The 14,824-nt window shown below is 70.8% G+C and carries 14 protein-coding genes, 2 tRNA genes and 1 pseudogene; 7 read left to right on the plus strand and 10 right to left on the minus strand.

The features are described from left to right. Window positions 1-70: 70 nt before the first annotated feature. Window positions 71-1,738: a hypothetical protein gene (locus ABZX79_RS02220; RefSeq protein ID WP_355250234.1), complete on the plus strand. Its 1,668-nt coding sequence runs from the start codon at window positions 71-73 to the stop codon at window positions 1,736-1,738. 33 nt (window positions 1,739-1,771) lie between these two features. Here ABZX79_RS02220 and ABZX79_RS02225 read toward each other — a convergent pair whose 3' ends face one another. After that, a complete protein-coding gene (locus ABZX79_RS02225) occupies window positions 1,772-2,332 on the minus strand; it encodes an HIT domain-containing protein (RefSeq protein WP_355250237.1) in 561 nt (186 codons plus the stop codon). A 66-nt stretch (window positions 2,333-2,398) separates the two neighbouring features. Between ABZX79_RS02225 and ABZX79_RS02230 the strand changes: the two are divergent. Then, a pseudogene (locus tag ABZX79_RS02230) lies at window positions 2,399-3,060 on the plus strand (potassium channel family protein). Between the two features lie 36 nt (window positions 3,061-3,096). Here ABZX79_RS02230 and thrS read toward each other — a convergent pair. The 3 genes from thrS to ABZX79_RS02245 all read right to left on the minus strand — a co-directional run bounded on the left by thrS (window position 3,097) and on the right by ABZX79_RS02245 (window position 6,984). Then, window positions 3,097-5,073, minus strand: a complete 1,977-nt coding sequence (thrS, locus tag ABZX79_RS02235; protein ID WP_355250240.1) for a threonine--tRNA ligase — start codon at window positions 5,071-5,073, stop codon at window positions 3,097-3,099. A 100-nt stretch (window positions 5,074-5,173) separates the two neighbouring features. Next, window positions 5,174-6,418, minus strand: coding sequence for a hypothetical protein (locus ABZX79_RS02240; protein WP_355250243.1), 1,245 nt, complete (start codon window positions 6,416-6,418; stop codon window positions 5,174-5,176). Further along, the gene (locus ABZX79_RS02245; protein ID WP_214976630.1) at window positions 6,418-6,984 is read right to left on the minus strand and encodes a DUF4365 domain-containing protein; all 567 of its coding nucleotides are present in this window, start codon (window positions 6,982-6,984) and stop codon (window positions 6,418-6,420) included. The genes ABZX79_RS02240 and ABZX79_RS02245 overlap by 1 nt, the downstream gene beginning before the upstream one ends. Window positions 6,985-7,169: 185 nt before the next feature. On the opposite strand from ABZX79_RS02245, the gene ABZX79_RS02250 reads away from it, so the two are divergent. Beyond that, a complete protein-coding gene (locus tag ABZX79_RS02250; RefSeq protein WP_355250246.1) occupies window positions 7,170-7,898 on the plus strand; it encodes a 3'-5' exonuclease in 729 nt (242 codons plus the stop codon). Window positions 7,899-7,970: 72 nt separating this feature from the next. Here ABZX79_RS02250 and ABZX79_RS02255 read toward each other — a convergent pair. Together ABZX79_RS02255 and ABZX79_RS02260 are read right to left on the minus strand one after the other, a co-directional pair. Next, a tRNA-Val gene (locus tag ABZX79_RS02255) sits at window positions 7,971-8,042 on the minus strand. Window positions 8,043-8,081: 39 nt separating this feature from the next. After that, window positions 8,082-8,525, minus strand: a complete 444-nt coding sequence (locus ABZX79_RS02260) for an SRPBCC family protein (protein WP_355250249.1) — start codon at window positions 8,523-8,525, stop codon at window positions 8,082-8,084. A gap of 101 nt (window positions 8,526-8,626) precedes the next feature. Here ABZX79_RS02260 and ABZX79_RS02265 point away from each other — a divergent pair, with 101 nt between their 5' ends. Then, window positions 8,627-11,305 carry a hypothetical protein gene (locus ABZX79_RS02265; RefSeq protein ID WP_355250252.1) on the plus strand — a complete coding sequence of 893 codons (2,679 nt, stop codon included), beginning with the start codon at window positions 8,627-8,629 and terminating at the stop codon, window positions 11,303-11,305. Window positions 11,306-11,377: 72 nt separating this feature from the next. Here ABZX79_RS02265 and ABZX79_RS02270 read toward each other — a convergent pair. Together ABZX79_RS02270 and ABZX79_RS02275 are read right to left on the minus strand one after the other, a co-directional pair. Further along, window positions 11,378-11,449, minus strand: a tRNA-Val gene (locus ABZX79_RS02270). Window positions 11,450-11,525: 76 nt separating this feature from the next. Next, window positions 11,526-11,981 (minus strand): TIGR02611 family protein, encoded by a 456-nt coding sequence (locus ABZX79_RS02275; protein WP_355250255.1) that lies wholly within the window; start codon window positions 11,979-11,981, stop codon window positions 11,526-11,528. A 190-nt stretch (window positions 11,982-12,171) separates the two neighbouring features. Here ABZX79_RS02275 and ABZX79_RS02280 point away from each other — a divergent pair, with 190 nt between their 5' ends. Then, window positions 12,172-12,585 (plus strand): SsgA family sporulation/cell division regulator, encoded by a 414-nt coding sequence (locus ABZX79_RS02280; protein ID WP_003987206.1) that lies wholly within the window; start codon window positions 12,172-12,174, stop codon window positions 12,583-12,585. Between the two features lie 198 nt (window positions 12,586-12,783). Further along, window positions 12,784-13,344 (plus strand): CGNR zinc finger domain-containing protein, encoded by a 561-nt coding sequence (locus ABZX79_RS02285; protein ID WP_355250259.1) that lies wholly within the window; start codon window positions 12,784-12,786, stop codon window positions 13,342-13,344. Window positions 13,345-13,356: 12 nt separating this feature from the next. On the opposite strand, the gene ABZX79_RS02290 is transcribed toward ABZX79_RS02285, so the two are convergent. Next, window positions 13,357-13,512 (minus strand): hypothetical protein, encoded by a 156-nt coding sequence (locus tag ABZX79_RS02290; RefSeq protein WP_355250262.1) that lies wholly within the window; start codon window positions 13,510-13,512, stop codon window positions 13,357-13,359. Between the two features lie 132 nt (window positions 13,513-13,644). Beyond that, on the minus strand, window positions 13,645-14,121 hold the full coding sequence (locus tag ABZX79_RS02295; protein WP_355251014.1) for a hypothetical protein: 477 nt from the start codon (window positions 14,119-14,121) through the stop codon (window positions 13,645-13,647). 166 nt (window positions 14,122-14,287) lie between these two features. Here ABZX79_RS02295 and ABZX79_RS02300 point away from each other — a divergent pair, with 166 nt between their 5' ends. Beyond that, complete coding sequence (locus ABZX79_RS02300; protein WP_355250265.1) at window positions 14,288-14,794, plus strand: DsbA family protein; 507 nt, start codon at window positions 14,288-14,290, stop codon at window positions 14,792-14,794. Window positions 14,795-14,824: the final 30 nt, after the last annotated feature.

A 14,824-nucleotide genomic window follows, 5' to 3' on the forward strand; every position in this document is an offset into this window, starting at 1 on the left:
TCCCATGACGGGCAGGGACACTACTGGACAAGCAGTTGGGAACAGGCCGCAGGGGCGGTTACGTGCGGCGATGGGGGCAGCAGTGGCGGATGACGGGTTCGACTTCTCACCGGGGGCGCAGGTCCCGCTCCAGGGATCGGCGGGCCAGACGGCGGCGACCCAGGCCCTGGCCTCGGCGGCGTACCGCGACAGCCCGGTCACCGAGATCCTCAAGGCCGACAGCGAGTGGCACAAGTCCGAGGTCAAGAAGGGCAAGCTCTCCCTCCTCGAACCGAACCTGGGCGAGGCCTTCTCACGCGCCGTGCAGGTGCGCATGCTCGGCGGGGCCCGCAAGGCGCTCATCCAGTCCTTCGGCACCGAACCGCAGACCGTCGTCGAGCACTGCCTCGCCGCGACCCGCATCCGCAAGGAACGGGACGCGAAACTCACCGGCGTCATGGCGCTCTTCGGCCTGGCCTTCCTGCCCGGGATGCTCATCTGGCTGGGCGTCTTCCAGCTGCGCCGTACGATCGCGGGCTCCAAGGACAAGCGGGCCGGCGCCCTCGCGACGGCCGCCCTGGTCGCCGTCGGCGGACTCGCCGTGATCGCCCTCATCAAACTGCCCTTCGGCGGCTTCTGGGCGATCTATCTGCGGGCGATGCTCGTCGCCCCGGTCATCGGCTGGCTGTGGGCGAAGCAGATCAGCGAGTCCACGGCCAAGGACATGCGGGCCCGGTGGGAAGCACTGCTGTCGGGCGGCGGCGTGGGCGCCAAGATCCCCGAAGCCGTACCGCGTGACCCCAACGAGTCGGCCGCCGAGCAGCTGCGCCAGTCGCTCGCCAAGCTCACCGCCGAGCAGTACAGCAACTCGGTCTTCTACGCGGGCCCCAAGGGAATACTCGGCATGGGCACGCGATGGGGCAGCTGGCAGCTCGCCGAAGAGCTCGTCTCACGGGACCCCGGCAAGGAGATCCACGGATTCCGCAGCTGGGACGTCATACGCGCCATCCACGACCAGCTGCGCATGCTGGAGCGCGGCCCCCTGCACACCGGCGGCTTCCCCAAGCCGTCCGTACGGCACTGGGTCGTCGCCCCGATCGGCGAGAACGCCGCCGAGGTGACCAGGCCCGACGGCCAGGACGTCGCCGCGTTCCAGACCAAGGGCCACGAGATCCAGCGGATCTGCAACGAGCAGCAGTTCGGCGCCGGAAACCGCCACTATCTGGGCGTGCAGTTCACACTCTGGGACGGCCAGCTGGTCATCACCATGCTGATCACCGTCACCGTGCTGCACGAGACGCTGCGCATCGAGGTCACGGGCCACGCGCTGGGCCCGGTCCACTCGCTCTTCACCACAAAGCCCGCGGCCAAGACGGTGACCGTGAGCAAGCCGGTCAAGTTCTGGGAGACGGTGGACAAGAAGCTGCCGCTCGTCGACGCCAACGAAGTGGTACGACTGGCCGTCCGTGCCCCGTTCACCTGGTTCCCGCCGATCCTTGACTACTTCGGCGGCAAGATCGTGCTCCCGGAGCCCTTCGGCCTGCGGCACGCCTGGGCGGAGAAGCCCTGGCGGCACCGCTTCATGGCCGACGACGCGATGCGCGCGGCCGCGCCCGTACTGCGCGTCGTCCACGCGGCGGCCATCCGCGTACTCGACGACCACGGCGTGGACACCGACCGCTTCAGCAACCGTTCCCTGATCCTCAGCGGCCTGGTCCAGGACGCGGCGCCGAGGAAGGCCGACGTGTACGACGCGTGACCCCGCGGGGCGGGGGCGCGGGGCGCCCGTTGGTCAGGCCGCCGGCCAGGCGTCGGCCAGCATCTTGCGGGTGTCCCCGAGCAGCTGCGGCAGCACCTTGGTGTGCCCGACGACCGGCATGAAGTTCGTGTCCCCGCCCCAGCGCGGCACGAGGTGCTGGTGCAGATGCGCCGCGATACCCGCCCCGGCGACCGCGCCCTGGTTCATCCCGATGTTGAAACCCTGTGCCCCGGAAGCCGTCCGCAGCGCCGTCATCGCACGCTTGGTGAAGGCAGCGAGCTCGGCGGTCTCGGCGTCGTCCAGGTCCGTGTAGTCGGCGACATGGCGGTACGGGACGACCATCAGGTGCCCGCCGTTGTACGGGTAAAGATTCAGCACCGCGTACACGTGCTCACCGCGCGCGACGACGAGCCCGTCCTCGTCGGACTTCGCCGGGATCGAGCAGAACGGGCAGCCGTCCTCGGCCCCCGGACCGGTCGGCTTGTTCTCCCCCTGGATGTACGCCATCCGGTGGGGCGTCCACAGGCGCTGGAACGCGTCCGGCGTCCCGACTCCGATCTGCTGCTCCGGCTCAATCGTCATGGAGTGCAGCATATGACTTGGTACCCGCCGAACGTGTCGCCGGGGCGCTGTCAGGGGCCTGGCGGCCATGCTGGGTCGATGCACGCCGATCATGAAAGCAGTCCGGCACGGCGCTGGGAGCAGCGGAGCGAGATCCCGCTCTTCGCCGCGTCGCTGCTCTTCCTCGCCGCGTACGCGGTCCTGGTGCTGGCCCACGGCCTGCCCCCGGCCTGGCGGAACGCGTGCGTGGTGGTGATCGTGGTCCTGTGGAGCCTGTTCGCCGCCGACTATCTGCTGCGGTGGCGGCTGACGGGGCGGCGGGGCTTCGTCCGCACGCACTGGCTGGACACCGTGGTACTGCTGATGCCGCTGCTGCGTCCGCTGCGCATGGTGCGGGTCTACACGGCGGTGCAGAGCCGGCGCGCTCAGCCGCGGCTGAGCCTGCACGCGCGCGTGATCACGTATGCGGGGCTGTCGGCGCTGTTGCTGGGCTTCACCGGCGCACTGGCCGTCTACAGCAGGAACACGCGGCGCCGGGCGCCACGATCCATACTTTCGGGGACGCCGTGTGGTGGGTCTGCTCGACCCTGACGACGGTCGGGTACGGCGATGTGTCGCCGGTGACCGGGGGTGGACGAATCATCGCCGTCGGCCTGATGACGGGCGGCCTGGCGCTGCTGGGCGCGGTGACGGGCTCGTTCTCGTCCTGGCTGATCCAGACCTTCGCAAGAGAGGACGCGAACAGGCCCCCGGCGGGCTAGTGCTCGCCGGGGGCCTGCGAAAACGATCGCGGAAGGTCAGACCTGAACGCGACGCTCCACGACATCAACCAGCTTCGCCAGCGCTTCGTCGCGCGGGACGCCGTTCTCCTGCGACCCGTCGCGGTAGCGGAACGACACCGTGCCCGCGCTCATGTCCTCGTCACCGACGATGATCATGAACGGAACCTTCTGCTTCTGCTGGTTCCTGATCTTCTTCTGCATACGGTCCGAGGAGGCGTCCACGTCGACCCGCAGCCCCTTCTTCTTCGCCTCCGCGGCGAACTCCTGAAGGTACGGAATGTGCGCGTCGCCGATCGGAATGCCGACCGCCTGCACCGGAGCCAGCCACGCCGGGAACGCACCCGCGTAGTGCTCGAGCAGCACCGCGAAGAAGCGCTCGATGGAGCCGAACAGAGCACGGTGAATCATGACCGGCTGCTGCTTGGTGCCGTCGGGACCGGTGTACTCCAGGTTGAAGCGCTCCGGAAGGTTGAAGTCGAGCTGGACGGTCGACATCTGCCAGGTACGGCCGATGGCGTCCTTGCACTGCACGGAGATCTTCGGGCCGTAGAAGGCCGCGCCGCCCGGGTCGGGGACCAGCGGGAGGCCCTGCTTCTCGGCGACCTGGCGAAGCGTCTCGGTGGCCTCTTCCCAGATCTCGTCCGACCCGACGAACTTCTCCGGGTCCTTGGTGGACAGCTCAAGGTAGAAGTCGGTCAGGCCGTAGTCGCGCAGCAGCCCGAGGACGAAGGTGAGCGTACGGTCGAGCTCCTCCGCCATCTGCTCCTTGGTGCAGTAGATGTGCGCGTCGTCCTGAGTGAAGCCGCGGGCCCGGGTCAGGCCGTGCACGACGCCCGACTTCTCGTACCGGTACACGGTCCCGAACTCGAAGAGGCGCAGCGGCAGTTCACGGTAGGACCGGCCCCGCGCGTCGAAGATCAGGTTGTGCATCGGGCAGTTCATGGGCTTGAGGTAGTAGTCCGTGCCCTCGTCGAGCTGCATGGGCGGGTACATGCCGTCGGCGTACCAGTCCAGGTGCCCCGAGGTCTCGAAGAGCTTCCCCTTGGTCGCGTGCGGGGTGTAGACGAACTCGTACCCCTCCTCCTCGTGCCGGCGGCGCGAGTAGTCCTCCATGACCCGGCGGATGATGCCGCCCTTGGGGTGGAAGACCGCGAGGCCGGAGCCGATCTGCTCCGGGATGGAGAAGAGGTCCAGCTCGGAACCGAGCTTGCGGTGGTCGCGCTTCTCGGCCTCGGCGAGGAACTCCAGGTGCGCCTTCAGCTCGTCCTTCGACGGCCACGCGGTGCCGTAGATGCGCTGGAGCATCGGGTTCTTCTCGCTGCCGCGCCAGTAGGCGGCGGCGTTGCGCATGAGCTTGAAGGCGGGGATGTTCCGAGTGGTCGGCAGGTGCGGACCGCGGCACAGGTCCTTCCAGCACAGGTCGCCGGTCTTGGCGTCCAGGTTGTCGTAGATGGTCAGCTCGCCGCCGCCCACCTCGACGTTCGCGCCGTCGTCGGTCGAGGCCGAACCCTTGATGCCGATGAGCTCCAGCTTGTACGGCTCGTCCGCCAGCTCCTCGCGTGCGGCCTCGTCCGAGACCACGCGGCGGGAGAAGCGCTGCCCGCGCTTCTGGATCTCCTGCATCTTCTTCTCGATGGCCTTGAGATCCTCGGGGGTGAACGGCCTCTCGACGTCGAAGTCGTAGTAGAAGCCGTCCTTGACCGGCGGGCCGATGCCGAGCTTGGCCTCGGGGAAGAGCTCCTGCACGGCCTGCGCCATGACGTGCGCGGTGGAGTGGCGCAGGATGTTCAGGCCGTCCTCGGAGGAGATCTCGACCGGCTCGACCTCCTCGCCGTCAGCGACGACGTACGCCAGGTCCTTCAGCTCGCCGCCCACGCGCGCGGCCACGACGGTGCGCTCGCCGGGGAAGAGTTCCGCCGCCGTAGTGCCCGTGGTCACCACGCGCTCTTCCCGCTCGGAATCGCGTTGGATGAACACACGGACGTCTGACACCGGTCACTCCTGACTGAGGGGGTCGCGACAGAGGAGACTGCGCGCCCCTGAATCGTACCGAGCCCGGCGACCACATCGCTAAACGGTTAATTCCCCGCCGCTACTCCCCGCCGCACGCCTCCTCGAAAAAGTCCAGATTCTCCTGGAGCGACTTCATCAGCCGGTCCCGCTCAGCGTCGTCCACCTGCACCGGCACCACACTGTCCGCCCCCGTGAGCCGCCGGAAGCCGCCCCGGCTCTCCAGTTGCCCGTGCACCCTGATCGGCAGCCCGACCAGATGGGCGTGGCCGGCGATGCGGTACGCCTCCTCGTCGAGCACCATCCGTACGTACGGCACCTCCGCGCCCGCCAGGACGCGCAGCCGCACCGTGCCGGCCCCGCGCGGCCCCGAGCGCCGCATCCGTACCACCGTGCCCGTGATCCGTACCGCCACGGAGGACTCGCCGTGCAGGTAGCGCGCACCCGCCTCGCGCAGCGCCGGCAGGTCGCCCGGCGAGAACTCCACCGCCTCCGGGTGCGCCGCGCATCCCTCCGGCACCCCGGCGGCCGGCGACCACTCCAGCCCGATCCGCGTGCCCTCCGAGCCGTGCACCAGCGCGATCACCGCGTCCGTGAGCTCGCGGCTCACGCCCGCCTCGACGGCCGAGTCGAAGGCGTCCATGCCGCCCGTCGCCCGCTTGTAGTCGACGGCCTCGCGGGCCGCGTGCAGGGCGTGGTGCAGCCGTACGACAGCGCCGCGCCCCGCTTCCACCGGTACGAACGCCGTGAGCGCGCGCCCACCGGGAGCCGGCCCCACCAGCACGCCCTCCAGCGACGTCTGCGCCTGCCGCCGGTGCCGCGCGCCGTAGTACCCGGCGCGCCCGCGCGCGGCGAGCGCCGCCGCGAGCAGCATCTGGCGCGCCGCCGAGCGCAGTTGCTCCTGCGCGGTCCACGAGGCGGTTCCGGAAGGGCCTTCCGGTACGTCGCGCCACCAGCGGATCTCGTCGCTCGGGACGGCGAGTGAGACCAGTACCTCACGGGCGGAGGGCGCGGCGCACCGGGCGAGCGCCGTCAGTGCCTCGCCGAGCAGGTCGTCGCTGTCGGGGAACGCCCTGCTCTCCGGTACGAGCAGGCTCGTAGCGCCGTCGGACGGTCCGGGCGCGGTCCAGCGCGCGTAGCGCCCCGCCGCTCCCCCGCGCCGCCGCCAGCCGTGCCGGGCCAGCAGGACGCCGAGCACGGCGGGGTCCACCGTGGCGGGGTCGGGCCCCGCAACCGCGTCCCAGACCCCCGCACCCGTGGTGAAGCCACTGTCGGACTCCGTGCTCGGGTGTGGTCGTACGGGCTCGTCGATCGGCCGGTGTTGCATCAGGGTCTCCCTCCCACCCCGACCCGGGTCATGATCTCGCAGAGTGCTCGGTCGTCGAATATCCGCGAGGTCGGGATCCGCACAGTTGTCCTGCGCCTGCCCGTCACCGGGTGTCCGGCCAGGTTGGTCCAGTAACAGCAGTGCCGCAGATCGAGGCGGTCGTGACCGGCGCGCAGCCAGTCCTCCTGGGTCCGCGGTACGAGCATCACGACCAGAATCTTGTGTACCGAAACCGGGCTGCGGGCGAGCTTCTCCAGGTGCGCGTTGTCGAGCGTGAAGGAGAACGCGCCCCCGGCCGGGTGCGGCGGGATCTGGTAGGTGCATTTGAGCTGCACTTTGATGGTGACTTCGTCATCGACGGTGTGCTCGGGAGCGCTGTGGCTCACGTGCCAGTCGATGCCGTTGTCCGGAAACGGCTGTGAGAGAGAACATCCCGCGGCCGCCGCGACCGCGTGCAGATAGCCCACCTGAAGAGTCTCCATGCAGGCAGTGGTGGCGAGTCCGCCGCGCAGCGGTGCGATCCGCTCGGGCAGCAGCCCGCCCGGTTCGGGCTGCGCGAGCGCCATGGCTGACGGTGCCTTCCGGGCTGTGCCGATCTTTCCCCGCGACGGGCCGTCAATTGCACGCCCCGTCACCTGTGTTGTCTCCGCTCTGCCTGCCCCGCAAACGGCGTACCGCACAAACGAGCCGGGTATCACCGGTTCGGGCAGGGGACGCACGCCATCTGCCAAGGGAGCTAGAGGAGTTCGACATGACGTGCTGGTACGAAGGACCCCTGGCCGCGTTCGACACCGAAACCACGGGCGTGGATGTCGAGGAGGACCGCATAGTTTCCGCCGCGCTGGTCGTGCAGGACACGCCGGGCGGACGGGTGCGGGTGACGCGCTGGTTGGTGAATCCGGGCATTCCGGTGCCCGCGGAGGCGGCCGCGATCCACGGGCTGACGGACGATCACCTTCAGCGCAACGGCCGCTGGCCCGCGCCGGTCGTGGAGGAGATAGCCAGGGGCCTCGCCGAGCAGAGCATCGCGCGCCGGCCGCTGGTGGTGATGAACGCGCCGTTCGATCTGACGCTGCTGGACCGCGAGCTGAGGCGCCACCGCGCGTCGTCGCTCACGCGCTATCTGGACAGCCGCCCGCTGTGCGTGCTGGATCCGCGCGTACTGGACAAGCATCTCGACCGCTACCGCAAGGGCCGCCGTACGCTCACCGATCTGTGTGCGCAGTACGAGGTGGAGCTGGACGGCGCGCACGACGCGGCCGCCGACGCGACGGCCTCGCTGGAAGTCGTACGCGCGCTGGGGCGCCGTTTCGCCGCGCGTCTTGAGCGGCTCTCGCCGGCCGAACTGCACACCCTCCAGGCGGTGTGGCACGCGGCACAAGCGCGTGGTCTCCAGGCGTGGTTCGCACGCAACGGGTCGGAGGAGGCCGTGAATCCGGCATGGCCGCTGCGCCCCGAAATCCCGGCGGCGGCAGCCTGAGAGGGCCGGAGCGGAACGTGCACGGGAACACAAAAAAGCCGGTCCGTCTGTGACGGACCGGCCTTCCCCGGGTGGGCGATACTGGTTTCGAACCAGTGACCTCTTCGGTGTGAACGAAGCGCTCTCCCACTGAGCTAATCGCCCGGGAACGGACTGAACCATACAGGCCCTCACGGGGTGGGTTCAAACCGCGAGTGCGGCGGCCAGCCCGCGCCGCCCACCGCGCATCATCAGCGCGTGATTGGCGATGAGCAGGGGGCGCCCGGGTACGGCGAGCCGGCGCACCAGCGCCTTGCGCACCCGCACTTCCTGTTCGTAGAGGGCGCGTGTCCCGTTGGCGTGCGGCCGCACGGTCCAGCGCGCCCAGCCCTCCATGTCGCCGGTCATGGCCGCTTCCAGTACGCCGATTTCCGGTGCGCGCCGCTTCTGCTGAAGGGTGAAGACGAGTTCGTACGGCAGGAACGAACGCACCCGGACGATGCCGGTGCTGTCGTCCAGGCGCGTGACCCGCCGCACCTGTGGCCACCATCGCGGGTACGCGTCGACCTGTTCCAGGGCGGTGTAGACCGCGACGGGCGGGGCTTGCAGGTCCCACACGCTGCGGAAGCGGTACTGGCTCCAGTCCATCCCCCAAGTCTGCGCGCGGCACGCGTGTCCATGCGTACTCACTTCGGATCTGAGTATCCGCACCCATGCCCCGCCGTGTGTCGGGCGCCACACTCCCAACCATGGAGAACGCGCCACCACCCGCCGAGGAATTGGTGATCCTCGACCGCGAACTGGGTCATATTGAAGCCCGTCGCGCCCAGTTGCTGGCCCGCAGGGCCTGGCTGCTCAGTGCCATGCAGCAGCCCGTAGCCCCACAGAACCCCTTCGCGCCGCAGTTCGCCCCGCAGCACGCCCCGCAGCACGAGGCCTCACCGCGCAGCGCTCAGAACGTGCTGCTGACACTCGGCGGCATCCTGCTGACCATCGCCGCCGTCGCCTTCACCCTGGTCAGCTGGGGCCACATGGGCATCGGCGGCCGCTCGGCGGTGCTGGGCGCCGTGACGGCCCTGGCGCTGGCCGCGCCGGCCCTGCTGCTGCGCCGCGGGCTCGTCTCGACCGCCGAGTCGGTGGGCGCGCTCGGGCTGGCTCTCACGGTGCTCGACGCGTACGCGGTGCACCGCGTCGCGGCGCCGGACATGGACTCTCTCGCGTACGCCGCGGTCAGCTCGGCCGTACTGGCCGCGCTCTGGGCGGCGTACGGTCTGGGCTTCGGCCGGCTGAGGCTGCCGCTGCCCGCCGCGCTGATCACCGCTCAACTCCCCTTCGTTCTCTGGGCGCTGGCGGCCGACGCCGGCCCGCTCACGCTCACCTGGGCGCTGCTGGCCACGGCCGCGCTCGACGTCGCCGTGGCCCTGTGGGGCACCGGCCGCGCGGTACGCCCGCTGGCGTGTGCCGGGGCCTGGCTGACGGGTGCGGGGGCGCTGCTCAGCGCCGGCTCCATGTCGCTGGCTGCCGCGAGCACCACCGACGCACTGCGCCCGGGCGCACTGCTGCTGGCGCTGGCCGCCCTCGCCCTGTTCGCCGCCTGGCGCGCGCCGTCCCCGCAGTCGGCAGCACCCACCTCGCAGGCCACCGCGCCGACGGCGGGCGGCGAGACCGCGCACACGGCCGTGCCACCGCTGCACGAAGCGCCGACGCCGCACGCGGCCGCGCCGACGCGGGACAGCGAGGTCACCTCGCCGCATGCTGTCGCCCCATCGCCGGACACCAAGCAGCCCACGCCGCAGGCGGCGCCGTCGCCGGGCAGTGAGACCGGCTCGCCCCGCACCGCCGCGCCGACGCCGCACGCCGCGCCCCCGACGCCCGTCGCCGCACCGTCGCCGCACGCCGTCGCCGCCTCGGCAGTTGCCGGGCTCGCGGTGCTGGCGGCCGTCGGTGGCGTGCTGCGGCCCGCCGTGCCGGACGCCTGGGCCATGCCGGTGTACGTGCTGTGCGCAGTGGCCCTGTTGGCCGTCGTACGGGCGAACCTGCCGCGCCCCATGGTCCTGGGCCTGGCCGGTTCGTCCGGTGCGGTGCTGGCGGCGGGCGCCGTGTGGGCGCTGCCGCTGGTCGCGGTCACCCTGCTGGGCCCCGCCGCCTGGGCGGAGCGTGCCTGGTCCGGTGCCCCGGCCGGCGTCCGCGAAGCGCTGGCCTCCGAGCTGCCCTGGTCCTGGACGTCCACCGCCCCGCTGGTCCTGCTGACCGTGGCCGCCGTCGCCGCGGCAGCGCGCCGCCTGACCGCACCCGGCTCCACCCGGCGCGCCCCGGCGGCATGCGTGGCTCTCGCGCTGGCCTGGGCCGCGGCGTACGCCACCCCGGCCGCGCTGGACTTCGGCTACCCGGCGGCCGTAACCCTGTACGTGCTCCTGGCCGCCGTGCCCCTGGCCCTGGCGGTCCGCGCCACGGCGGCACCCGGCTCGTCCCTCGCGCTCACCGCGCTCGCCTGCGCCGTCGCGTCGGCGCTCTCCGTCTCACTGCTGGCGCTGGCCGCCCAGGCCGCCACCTTCGCCGTGCTCGGCGTCATGCTGGCCCTGTTCGGCGCGGCCGCCGTGCTCGCCAAGGGAGCCGTTACGCCGCCGGTCGCCGCGGCGGCGGCCGTCGTGTACGCGACCGGACTGGCCGGCGCCGCCGCCGCCTCGTTCGAACTCGCGCCCCATCACGCCGGGTTGGTCATCCTCGCCGTCCCGGCGGCGGCCGCCGTGCTCGCCGCCCGTATCCGCGACCACGTCACCGCCGCGCCCCTGGAGGTCACGGGCGCCGCTACGGGGCTGCTCGCGATCGGCCTCACGGTGGGCCACGCGCCCACCCTCGCGCTGGTCCTGGCGCTCTCCGGCGTCATCGCCGCCGGCACCGCTGTACGGGCCGACCGTCGCCCCGTCGGATACGCGGCTGCCGTGCTCTTCGTACTGGCCACCTGGGTCCGCCTCGGCGCCTCGGACGTCGTCACGCCCGAGGCGTACACGCTGCCGGTCACCATCCCTGCGCTCGCGATCGGTGTGCTGCGGCGCCGGCGCGACCCCGAGGCCTCGTCCTGGGCGGCGTACGGCCCGGGGCTGGCCGCGACACTCCTGCCGAGCCTGATCGCGGCCTGGGGCGACCAGCACTGGCTGCGCCCGCTGCTCCTCGGCGCGGCCGCGCTCGCCGTGACCCTCATGGGCGCCCGGCAGCGGCTCCAGGCCCTGCTGGTACTGGGCTCCGCGGTGCTCGCCCTGGTCGCGCTGCACGAGCTCGCGCCGTACGTCGTCCAAGTGGTCGGATCTCTTCCCCGCTGGCTGCCGCCGGCCCTTGCCGGCCTGCTCCTGCTGGCCGTGGGGGCGACGTACGAGCAGCGCCTGCGCGACGCGCGACGGCTGCGGGACACCCTCGGGCGGATGCGCTGAGGGCTCGCCGTTCCCGGCTCCGGGAACGGCGAAGGCCCGGAAGACTTTCGTCTTCCGGGCCTTCGGTCCGGGTGGGCGATACTGGGTTCGAACCAGTGACCTCTTCGGTGTGAACGAAGCGCTCTCCCACTGAGCTAATCGCCCCGGCGCTCCGCAAACATTACCCCATGTCAGCGGGTCGCCCGAACCCATTACCGGTCACTTGTCCGTCACGCGACGGTCACTGCTCGATGTTCCACGGCATCGCCATGCCGAACTTCCAGACGTAGATCCCGACCAGCACCGCGACGATCACCAGGCCGATCGTGGTGAGGACGATGTTGCGCCGCCGGACCTTGGGATCCATCGCCTTCTGGGCCGCCTCGGTGACTTTCCGTTTCGTCCAGCGCAGCACCAGCTGCGCCCACACGAACTCGGTGGCCCAGATCGCCATGCCACCGAAGATCACCAGCCAGCCGGGCCCGGGCAGCGGCAGCATGACCACGCCCGCCGCCACGACCGCCAGGCCGATGACGAACACACCGACCTGCCAGCTCAGGTGCAGCGTTCTGTAGCGCTTGATGACCTGCGGCGCCCGGGAGCCCAGCTCGCGCTCGGACCCCTTCGCGCCCCCCGTGGCGGGCGCCGCCGCCGCCGGGTCGACGACTTCTTCCCGCTCGTTACTCTCCGCATTCATAGGGCCCAACCTACCGGACCGGATCACCTCGTCGAAATGGTCGTACTGCCTCAAGTGTCACTCCGCCGTACGAGGTACCTGAAGAGCCGCAAAAAGGTCAGAGGGGTTTACAACGACACCGTAGGTGGCATGTCGATTTCGCCGACGTGCGAATCCCCGAGCGCACACTGAGCGAAAGGCCCTGGCGCTTATGAACACCACGGTCAGCTGCGAGCTGCACCTGCGCCTCGTAGTGTCGAGCGAGTCATCACTGCCTGTACCCGCGGGCCTGCGGTATGACACGGCCGATCCCTACGCCGTGCATGCCACCTTCCACACCGGAGCCGAGGAAACCGTCGAGTGGGTGTTCGCCCGCGATCTCCTCGCCGAGGGCCTTCACCGGCCCACCGGTACCGGCGACGTCAGAGTCTGGCCGTCCCGCAGTCATGGCCAGGGCGTCGTGTGCATCGCCCTGAGCTCCCCGGAAGGAGAAGCCTTGCTCGAAGCCCCGGCGCGGGCCCTGGAGTCGTTCCTGAAGCGGACGGACGCCGCGGTACCACCTGGCACCGAGCATCGTCACTTCGATCTCGACACGGAACTCTCACACATCCTGGCGGAGAACTGAGCCAGACCGAGAGCCACCCACCGCCGTCCGACTCGGGGCGACGGCGTGGGGCGGACAACTGCATACGGTATACGGCATGCATCGCCGCCGTCTTCGCGGAATCCACCGTGGGGACGGCGCCGGTGCGCTCCGCGCGCGAGCCGCTAAAGTCGACCGGCATCTGCGGGCGCCCGCCCGCAGCAGGCCAGGGAGCGAATCGTGCTGATCCCCCACGACACCCGGCGCGCCCTAGACGTCGTCGTCGATCTGGTGAACACGGCGCCGGAGAGTGACCAGAGCGGCGACCGGCTCGAAGACATCGAGGCGCTGTACGGCTTTGTGCGGCTCCATCACGTCAGCGACGTGGGCACGCTCACCGAGGCCGACCTGAGGGCCGTACGGGACGTGCGAGGGCGCTTCGCGGACGTGTTCGCGGCGCCCGACCCCCACACCTGCGCGGAGCTGATCAACCAGCTCGTGGCGGCGGCCGGCACCACACCGCGGCTGACCGACCACGACGGCTTCGACTGGCACGTGCACTACTTCGCACCCGGCGCCTCGGTCGCGGACCATCTCGCGGCGGACTGCGGAATGGCGCTGGCCTTCATCGTGGTCTCCGGCGAGCACGAGCGGCTGCGCCGCTGCGAGGCCCCGGACTGCCGGCGGGCCTTCGTGGATCTGTCGCGCAACCGGTCCCGCCGCTACTGCGACAGCCGCACCTGCGGGAACCGGCTGCACGTGGCGGCGTACCGGGCACGGCGCAAGGAAGCGGCGGGCTGAGATCCCGCCCGCTCACAGCAGGAAGAGATCGTGCATCGCCGCCATCAGCAGCAGGAAGCCGATGAGCGCGAGGAAGATCATCAGGGGTGGCTGGGAAAGCGCGAAAAGGCAACCGCGCGGTTCTTCTTCGGTGGGTGCGGGGACTTCGCCCCGGGTTGTGTCCAGCATCTCGGGCCGATGATGACGCAGCGCGACCACCGGTGACGACCAACACGCCCACCTGCGACGGGAGTTCGCCGGATCTTGACCATTCGCGATCTTCCAGTGATCGCTTCGGCGTCCGAGTTGCCAGGTTTCCTGTCAGATGCCGTGCTTCTTCAGGATCGCTTCGATGTCGCTGAAGTCCTCCGACTGCGTCTGCCCCTTGTTGGCCGGCTTGGCCGACTTGGCCGGCCCGGCCTGAGGCTGCTTCGGCTCCGCTGCCGCCGGGAGGCCCCCACCGAGCGACGGCGCGCCCGCCTTCGGAGCGACCGCTTCGCGCTGGGCGGCCCGCGCGGCCTTGCGCTCCTGGCGGGTGCCACCGGTACGGCGCTCCACCGCCCTGGTCGTCATGAAGAGCACCCAGGAGAGGCCGAGCACGCCGAAGCCCACCCAGACCACCGGTTTGAAGGCGATGCCCGAAACCCACTCGACGACGCCGGTCATCACCAGTCCGACCGGCACGAGCGAATAGGCGGCGATGCGCGTCGCAGCCAGGAATCGCTTGCGGTACGCGGTGATCGCGGCGATGCCCAGACCGGCCGCGGACGCCGCGGAACAGATCGTCTCTGCCAGCATCCGGTCCTCCAGTGCCAGGGTGTACGGGGGGTACGTTCCCCTCCATCCTGCACCGGCCGAGGCTGCCGGGGCCACGCCCCCGTACGACCTCAGGGAGATCTCGGGGGCGCTCCTCCTCCCCAGGTCCCGGTTGGGGGCCCGCGTGCCGGGCTGGGAGACTGGTCCCATGACCGACTCCTCTCCCGCGCGCCCCGTCGTCCTCGACCTCTGGTGCGACCTCCAGTGCCCCGACTGCCACGCCGCGCTGGACGACGTGCGCGCCCTGTGTGAGCGCTACCGCGACCGGCTCGACGTACGCGTGCGCCACTTCCCCCTCGAAAAGAACAAGCACGCCTACGCCGCCGCGCAGGCGGCCGAAGAGGCTGTCGACCAGGGCAAGGGCTGGCCGTACGTGGAGGCGGTCCTCGCCCGTACCGAGGAGCTGGCGGCGAAGGGCGAGCCCCTTCTGCTGGAGATCGCGGCCGAACTGGGGCTGGACGCCGAGGAGTTCGACACCGCCCTGATCGACGGCAGGCACCTCCTGATCGTCGACGCCGACCAGGCCGAGGGCAAGGCGATCGGCGTCACCGGCACGCCGACGTACGTCATCGGCGACGAGCGGCTGGACGGCGGGAAGAGCCAGGAAGGGCTGCGCGAGCGCATCGAGGAGATCGTCGACCGGCTGCTCGCCTGACCCGCACGGTCGCCTGCCCCGCGCACTCGC

The sequence above is a fragment of the Streptomyces sp. NPDC002994 genome, assembly GCF_040611155.1.
GTDB lineage: Bacteria > Actinomycetota > Actinomycetes > Streptomycetales > Streptomycetaceae > Streptomyces.